General features: G+C 71.9%; 6 protein-coding genes and 1 pseudogene. 1 reads left to right on the top strand and 6 read right to left on the bottom strand.

The features are described from left to right. The coding region (locus ACOJSN_RS14170; RefSeq protein ID WP_420113145.1) for a copper resistance CopC family protein at positions 1 to 258 on the bottom strand (258 nt) is incomplete at its 3' end. Positions 259 to 327: 69 nt separating this feature from the next. Next, positions 328 to 918 (bottom strand): hypothetical protein, encoded by a 591-nt coding sequence (locus ACOJSN_RS14165; protein WP_420113144.1) that lies wholly within the window; start codon positions 916 to 918, stop codon positions 328 to 330. A 107-nt stretch (positions 919 to 1,025) separates the two neighbouring features. On the opposite strand from ACOJSN_RS14165, the gene ACOJSN_RS14160 reads away from it, so the two are divergent. Beyond that, positions 1,026 to 2,354, top strand: coding sequence for an MFS transporter (locus ACOJSN_RS14160; protein WP_420113143.1), 1,329 nt, complete (start codon positions 1,026 to 1,028; stop codon positions 2,352 to 2,354). 253 nt (positions 2,355 to 2,607) lie between these two features. Here the strand turns inward: ACOJSN_RS14160 and ACOJSN_RS14155 are convergent. From ACOJSN_RS14155 to ACOJSN_RS14140, 4 genes and pseudogenes are all read right to left on the bottom strand, one after another. Further along, positions 2,608 to 3,492, bottom strand: a pseudogene (locus tag ACOJSN_RS14155) (ROK family protein); the annotation flags it as partial. A 112-nt stretch (positions 3,493 to 3,604) separates the two neighbouring features. Further along, on the bottom strand, positions 3,605 to 4,654 hold the full coding sequence (locus ACOJSN_RS14150) for a Gfo/Idh/MocA family protein (protein WP_420113142.1): 1,050 nt from the start codon (positions 4,652 to 4,654) through the stop codon (positions 3,605 to 3,607). Further along, the gene (locus ACOJSN_RS14145; protein WP_420113141.1) at positions 4,644 to 5,942 is read right to left on the bottom strand and encodes a sulfatase; all 1,299 of its coding nucleotides are present in this window, start codon (positions 5,940 to 5,942) and stop codon (positions 4,644 to 4,646) included. Before ACOJSN_RS14145 ends, ACOJSN_RS14150 begins: the two co-directional genes overlap by 11 nt. Before the next feature lie 8 nt (positions 5,943 to 5,950). After that, positions 5,951 to 7,585, bottom strand: a complete 1,635-nt coding sequence (locus ACOJSN_RS14140) for an extracellular solute-binding protein (protein WP_420113140.1) — start codon at positions 7,583 to 7,585, stop codon at positions 5,951 to 5,953. Positions 7,586 to 7,651 lie beyond the last annotated feature (66 nt).

The raw sequence follows: 7,651 nt of genomic DNA, 5'->3' as shown, positions 1-7,651 counted from the left end.
GTGATCACCGCCGTCGAGGTCCGTCACCATCACGGTGGTCCCCACCTCCAACGGCTCGCCGTTGAAGCTGAGGCGGACCTCGGCGGGTGCGGTGTCGAGATGCTCACCGTCGGTGGGACTGGACGCCACCAGCTGGTCGTGGGCGTGGGCAGGGGAAGCAAGCAGGGCAAGGGCAGCGAGAGCAGCGCCCACCGCGAGGGCAGCACGGGCTGCCGGCCACGGTCGACGTCGCTCGCTCGCCCCGGGGCGATTCGGCATCGGATGCCTTCCGGGCGTGCGTCGGCACCACCCCGGCAGGAGTCTCGTCGACGCCGTCGAGGTGGTCGGTCAGGTGCCGAGCAGCGCGGGCGGACCGCGGCGGGGTGCCCGCGTGAGGAGGTCGCGCAGCATCCAGGCAACGGGCTCCGCCGCGGGCGCGACGCGACGCGAGGAGCGCTCGATCGGCACCGGCGACGCCACCGGCTGTGCGGGAACCAGCGTGCCCGCCAGCACCTGCACGGTGCGGCGCAGCCAACCGAGTACCAGCTCCCCCCGGTGCAGCAGCACGGCGGTGACCACGGCGGCCGCCACGTGCATCTGCCCCATCCACGCGTCGCCCACGGCGGCGCTGCTGCCGAGGCTCGTGACGGCGGCGCCGTGAGCGTGCGCCCCGGCACCGGAGCCCGGGGAGTCGAAGGCGAACAGGGTGTGGAAGAGGAGCTGCGCCGTGGTCGTAGTGGCGAGCAGACCGGCCAGGTTGGGTCGCGCTCCGCCGGCCAGCATCCCCACCAGGGAGGTCAGGATCAGGGGGATGGCCACGCCCAGCGGGCCTGGCATGCCGCCGCCGGCGTGCACGTGGAACGCGAGAGCGATGGCGGTCGACAGCGCGGCCGCGGTCGTCCCGCGGCGCAGGCGTGCCACCCTGGCTGGCGTGTCCATCGCTCTCGATCGTAGAGCCCTGCGGCGAGGGTACTTCACGTGCGTGGAACCCACGCATCGCCACCTTGGATAGCCTGCAGCATGTGACCGAGACCGGAGTCCCGTAGATGTCGGTGCTCTCGGACCTCAAGACCGTGGCGGTCCATCGCGACTTCCGGAAGCTGTTCTCGGTGCGACTCGTCTCGCAGTGCGGCGATGGCATGTTCCAGGCCGGGCTCGCCACGCTGTTCTTCTTCAACCCGCAGAACCTCGCGACCGCCGGGGCGGTGGCGGGGGCGTTCGCGATCCTGCTGCTGCCGTTCACCGTGGTGGCGCCGTTCGCGGGCCCGCTGCTGGACCGCTGGCGGCGGCGCCAGGTGCTGCTCGGCGGCAACGCGATCCGGGTGGTGCTCACGCTCGCCCTGGCGGCGATCATGGTGACGCAGGGCGTGAGTGTGGGCGTCTACGTGCTCGCGCTCGTCACGCTCGGCGTCAACCGGTTCCTGCTCGCCGCGCTCTCAGCGGGCCTGCCCCGGGTGGTCCCGCGGGAGCAGCTCCTCATGGCCAACACGCTCACGCCGACCCTCGGCGCGGTCAGCGCCGTGGCCGGTGCCGGGCTCGGGTTCCTCATCGGGTTCGTCTCGCCCGCAGGCGTCCTCAAGGACGGCCTCACCCTCGCGGTGGCCGCGGTGCTGTTCGGCTGCGCCTCGGCCCTCGCGCTCCGGCTGGGCAAGGACCGGCTCGGCCCGGACCGGGCCGCGACCGGCCGGGGACGAACCTGGGGCGAGGTCGCCCACGATCTGCGAGCCACCGCCGTCGACATGGCCGACGGCGCCCGGTACCTGATCTCCCGACGCACCCCGGGCATGGGGTTGGGAGTGATGGCGATCCACCGGTTCCTGTACGGCGTCAACTTCATCGCGCTGATCCTGATCTCACGCAACCTGCTCAACGATCCTGCCGACGCCGGCGCCGGGCTCGCCACGTTCGGACTGCTGGCCGGCATCTCGTTCGCGGGCAACGGTCTCGCGATCGTGCTGACGCCGCTGGCGCACGAGCGGATGCGGCCCTCGGCGTGGATCGTGGTGTGTCTGGGGATCGGGGCGCTGAGCCAGGGGCTGCTGGCGATCACGCCGGCGTTCGCGATGATCGTGGTGTCCGCGCTGCTGCTGGGGCTGAGCGTGCAGGGCGCGAAGATCGCCGTCGACACGATCGTGCAGCGCGACACCCACGACGCCTACCGCGGCCGTGCCTTCTCCCTCTACGACATGCTCTACAACGCCGCGTTCGCCGGCGCCGCCGCCCTCGCCGCCGCGGTGCTGCCCGACGAAGGCTGGTCCGCGCTCGTGTTCCTCGCACTCGCGGTGGTCTACGTGCTGCTCGCGGTCGCCTACCGCGCCGGGATCGCCCGTATCGACGACACCCCGCGCGAGGTTCCGGTGCCCGAGGCCGCCTGAACGCTCTCGCCCCGGCGACCCGGCTCGCGCGGTCGTCCTCGTACTGCAGGGGTGCGGCGAGATAGCGGTCGAGCGCCAGTGCGGAGGAGGCGTGCGCCCAGAAGTCGCGGCGGGCGCGCCCGTAGTGGCGCACGTCGGCGTCGCGCCCGACCAGCTCGCGGTAGCGGCGGCGGGTGGCCTCGATGCAGGAGTCGATCTCGTCCTCGATCCCCACCCAGCCGCGCACGAGCGTCGTCTTGGGCGCGACCATGCTCATGATCAGCGGCAGCACTCGCGACAACGCCTCCGCCCGCTCGCGGCGCATCTGCCGCAGCGCGGGAGTGTCCACGTCGTCGTGGGGGTAGAGATCACGCTGCAGCGGTCCGGGCGGCAGCACCCCGGCCTCGACGGCCCGCTGCAGCAGCGCGTCGTCGGAGCAGGTGACCTTGATGCAGCCCACCTGACCGCACTCGCACGGGTAGGTCGATCCCGGGACCACCAGGTGCGAGACCAGCCCGCCCGGCACGGATCCATCGCCGACCAGCTCGTCACCGCGCATCTGGGCCACGCCCACCGCACGCCCGATGAGCACCGTGAGCACGTCATCGCCCACGGCGCTCCACCAGTGCTGCTCCACGGCGAGGGCCCGCACGTTCGACTCCAGCCGCACCGGGTGCGGAAGTCGGGCACTCAGCGCGTCGCGGAGCTCGTCGTGGTCCACGTCGTTGGACAACGGCGGCGGCCCTCCATGGTGCACCTCGGCCCAGGGTGTCGCGAGGCCGATGCCGAGCACCGCATCGGCCCCCACCTCGGTAACCACGTCGTGGACGAAGGCGGCGGCCTCGTCCGCGCGCTCGCGGCGCGTCTGCCCGACGGCCCTCGCGTCGCGCCACAGCACCTGCTCACCGCGGAGCGTGAACGCGCCGCATGACGTGCTCTGCGGATGCAGGTGCGCACCGACCACCAGTCGGCCGGAGGCCGGCACGTCGAGCGGCACCACAGGTCGACCTGCTCGGCTGGAGACGCCGGGCGCCGACTCCACCAGCGCGCCGAGCTCGAGGAGCTCGGTCACCGTCTTGGTGATCGTGGTGAACGACGTCCCCGTGCGCGAGGCGAGCGCCTTGCGACCCACCGGACCGCCGCGCACGATCTCACGCATGACGGCGGAGGCAGTCGCGTTGCGTTGCCGCACCATGAGCTCGGTGCGTTCGGTGCGGACCACCCGCACAGCGTAGGCGCCTCGATCATGTCCCAGCTCCGGGTGCGGCTCCTCAGCCGTGGCCACCGGCGGCGCGCCCGGCGATCGCGCGGTCGGTCGCCTCGAGCGCCACCCGGGTGGCCGCCAGGCCGTCGCGACCGGTCGGAAGCTCGTGCACCTGGCCGCCGAGCGCGCGGGTCAGGTCCGCGTACATCCCCCCGAACGACTTCTCGTGCGCCCAGCCGAGGTCATGGGTGCCCTCGGAGTCGATGAGCACGAAGTCACGTTCCTGGCGCCGGTAGCGGATCACACCGTCGGTGCCGATCACCTCGTACGTGAAGGTCGGCAGCGTCGACGGCGCGCGATGCCCGTAGCCGACGCTGATGTCCACGTGCACCTGGGCGCCGCCACCGCTCAGCTGAGCGGTCAGGTGCTCCGGCGCCACCACGCCGTCGAGATCGTCGAACCACACACCGGTGGCGTGGTCCACGCTGAGCCCGGCGCCCAACCACCACCGGGCGAGGTCGATCTGGTGCACACCGCAATCCACCAGCGGACCACCCTCACGCATGCGTCCGAGCCGCCGCTGGTTGACCCCGGCCCGGCCCGGCCGGTCCTCGAAAGCGCCGTGCAGATCCCAGAGGAAGACCATCCGCATGGCTCGCACCTGTCCGACCGCGCCCGCCTTCACGAGCTCGTGGATCCTGCGCGCCACCGGTGAGAACCGGTACGTGAACCCGACCCACAGCGGCACACCAGCCGACTCCATCCGTTCGACCATCGCCGCGGAGGTGGCCTCGTCCACGGCCAGCGGCTTCTCGCAGAGCACCGGCACCCCACGCTCTGCCGCCCAGTCGACGTGCTCCGCGTGCGCGCCGGCCGGCGAGGTGACCACCAGTGCGTCCAGCTCGGGCATGTCGGCCAGCGAGGTGCAGCGCGGCACCACCTCCGGCACCGGCGCCGCCGCCAGCCGCTCGGGCGAGATGTCGCACACCGCCACGAGGTCCAGGCCGGGCTCAGCGAGGATGGCCGGCAGGTGCCCGTACCCAGCCACGGCGCCACAGCCCACCAGGCCCACCCGGTGGGGCGGGCCGCCCGAGGATGAGAACCGCTCAGCGGACACCGATAGTCTCCTCGTCGCTGCCTTCACGCCGTCGCGGCGGCGGGGCCGCGATCGGACCACGGAGCACGGCGTCGTCGGTCGAGGTCATGAAGGAATCCAGCCGACGACGCAGATCGGACAGGACCTCCGCCGTCGCGGGTTCACTCACGAGGTTGGTGGTCTCACCCGGGTCGGCGCGGAGGTCGTAGACCTCCTCGGGTGGCCGCGGCGCGAGGTGGGCGTCGCCCATGCCGAGGCGGGTGCGGGAACCCTCGAGGTCCGGCGGCAGCGCGAGCCATGGGCGCGGCTCGAAGCTGCGGATGTACTTGTGCGAATCGGTGCGCACGGCCCGGATCGGGTCGTAGTCGGCGTGATAGGTCTTCTCGAGGAACACCTCGCGGCGGGTCGTGGGGGTCCCGTCGAGAAGCGTTGGCGCCATGCTGACCCCCTGCACGTCCTCCGGCACCGGGATCTCGAGCAGCTCGAGCAGCGTGGGGACGAGGTCGACGTGGCTGACCAGGCCGGCCTCACGCCGGGGCGCCGCGCCACCCAGCCGGCCCGGCACCCGGATCATCAGCGCGACGTGCACGCCCGGGTCGTAGAGCGTGCTCTTGGCCCGCGGGAACGGAGCGCCGTGATCGGTGGTGAAGACCACGATCGTGTCCTCGTCCAGGCCGTTGCGGGCGAGGGCGTCGAGGATCACGCCGAGCCCCCGGTCGGCGACCTTGATCGCACCGTGGAACGCGGCCAGGTCCTCTCGGGTGTGCTTGTTGTCGGGCAGGTACGGGGGGACCTCGATCGCCCCGGCGTCCTCCGGTGGGTACCGCTGCGCCGGCCAGTCGCGATGCACCTCGAACATGCCGCAGACCATGAAGAACGGGTCGTCGTCCTCGGCTCGCCGGTCGAGCCAGGCCGCCGCTTCTTCGGCGACGTCGGGGGCGCGGTGACTGCCGCGGCTGAGGTGCTCGTGAAATCCCAGCCGCTCCGGGTCGGAGGCCTCGTGCTGCAGCCCGACGAGCACGGTGCGGTACCCCGCATCGCCGAGCTGGATCGACAGCGGCCGCTCCCCCTCGTCGTACTCCCAGCCGCGGTGCGTCAGCCCCTGCAGGCCGTTGCTGTGCGGATAGCGGCCGGTCCAGAGCGAGCCGCGCGCGGGGCTGCACAGAGGGCTGGTGCTGAAGCACTGCTCGAAGAGCGTCGACTGCTGTGCGAGGGCCTCGGTGTGCGGGGCTGCGACGTCGACGCCGTAGGCGGGCAGGTGGGTGCCGAGGTCGTGCCAGTGCACGACGACGACGTGGGGGCGGCTCATGCGGTCGGTCACACCTGGCTCTGCTCGTAGGCCTCGGACAGCTCGTCGCGGATGTCGTCGCCGCCGCCGCTCTTCCACGTCGCGACTGCGTCGGTCCATGCCGAGACCGGCTTGCGGCCCTGCAGGATGTCGACCTCGACATCGCCGAGCGCGCTCCCGATCTGCGACCCCTTGCGGGACTGCGTCTCCGAGAACAGGTCGGAGGCGGGGTTCGCGATCGCGGTCGGCACCAGCGCCGACTGGGCGTCGAACTGCGCCTGCGCGACCTCGGGCTTGCCCGGGACGTAGTTCACCCACGGCCCCTCGCCCACGTACTTCAGGCCCAGCTGCGACTCGCTCTGACCCTTGTCGGTGAGCACCGGCTCGCCGTCGACGAGGTCGTGGTGAACGCCCTCGATGCCGAAGTTCTTGAACAGGTGCTCAGCGCTGCCGAACGGGGCGGCGAGCCAGTTGAGGACATCGAGCAGCGCCTCCGCGCGGTCGGCGGACTTGATGCTGACCCCGGTGAGGTTGTGGGTCGCCGGGCCGAGCCAGATCGGGGCGGTCCCACCGCCCTCGATCGCCGGCGGGACCACGATGCCCAGCCGCATCTCGCCACCCTCCGAAGGCCGCGTGGCCAGGGCCGGCCACGCGGCGTACGTGCCTTCGAAGAGGGTCGTGGTGCCGCCGACCACCCAGGTCTGGCGTTGCTGGTTGTCGGCCGATGTGGTGTCAGGGTGCACCACGCCCGCCTCGACGAGCCGACGCCCCTGCTCCAGTGCCTCCAGCTGCCGCTCGTCCTCGTGGGTGCTGGTCAGGGTGCCGCCCTCACCCAGCTCCCACACGTTCGCGATCCCGTGCGCCTGGCGGATCAGCGACATCGGCACGTTCGAGAGCGCCCACCGGTTGCCTCCGGTCAGTTCGGTGAAGATGGCGACCAGGTCCTCCCAGTCGGTCACGTCGCCGTCGATGCCCATCGACTCGAGCACGTCGTCGCGGCGATAGAGGGCGGAGCTGCTCTGGGCGCCGCGGGCGATCGGGACGCCGTAGATGCGACCGCCGTAGATGCTCGAGCGCCAGCTCTCGGTGGGGATGTTCGCCAGGAACGGGTACTTCTCGACGGCGTCCCCGCTGAGCAGGTCGGTGAGGTCCGCAGCGCGCTCGTGCAGCAGTGCCGGCAGCCCAGGGATCCCGCCGGGGAAGAACGTGAACAGATCGGGCAGGCGGTCGCCGGCCACCGTGGTCTGGAACCGGTCGGTGAAGTCGCCGCTGGGCACGAGCGTCACCGAGAGCGTGAAGCCCAGTCGCTCGTTGAGCTCCTGCCAGTAGGCGTTCTGATCCATCGACGGCGGGACCGGGGTGTTGGTCAACGAGAAGACGCCGACGTCGGCTCCGTCGCCTGGGGCGCCCGATGTGACCGCCTCCGGGTTCTGCGGGTAGGCCAGCATGGTGTCGCTGACGCCGTTCTCGCCGCGCAGGTCGGGTGTCAACCCGGCGTAGGGGATATAAGTGGGGAGGGTGACGGCGTTGTTCTCGGTTTGGGAGCCGCCATCGCCGCGGCCTTCGTTGGAGCAGGCGGTCAGGCTGCCGCCGAGGGCGGCGAGTCCGCCGAGGGCGAGGGTGCTTTGGAGTAGTCGGCGGCGGCCGATGCGGATCTGTGACACGGGTTGTCTCCTCTGTGTGTTGGTCCCGGTCCGCGGCTGTGCGGACCCGGGGCGTGTGTGGGGGTG

The sequence above is a fragment of the Pseudactinotalea sp. genome (assembly GCF_048594945.1).
Taxonomy (GTDB): Bacteria; Actinomycetota; Actinomycetes; order Actinomycetales; family Beutenbergiaceae; genus Pseudactinotalea.
The sequence above is the reverse complement of the archived record's forward strand: the minus strand, read 5'-3'. Positions and strand labels throughout refer to the sequence as shown.

What these genes read in the sequence shown, in the direction of transcription:
- ACOJSN_RS14145 (WP_420113141.1), bottom strand. Translation starts at nt 5,942, where the DNA reads ATGAGCCGCCCCCACGTCGTCGTCGTGCACTGGCACGACCTCGGCACC.
- ACOJSN_RS14160 (WP_420113143.1), top strand. Translation starts at nt 1,026, where the DNA reads ATGTCGGTGCTCTCGGACCTCAAGACCGTGGCGGTCCATCGCGACTTC.
- ACOJSN_RS14165 (WP_420113144.1), bottom strand. Translation starts at nt 918, where the DNA reads ATGGACACGCCAGCCAGGGTGGCACGCCTGCGCCGCGGGACGACCGCG.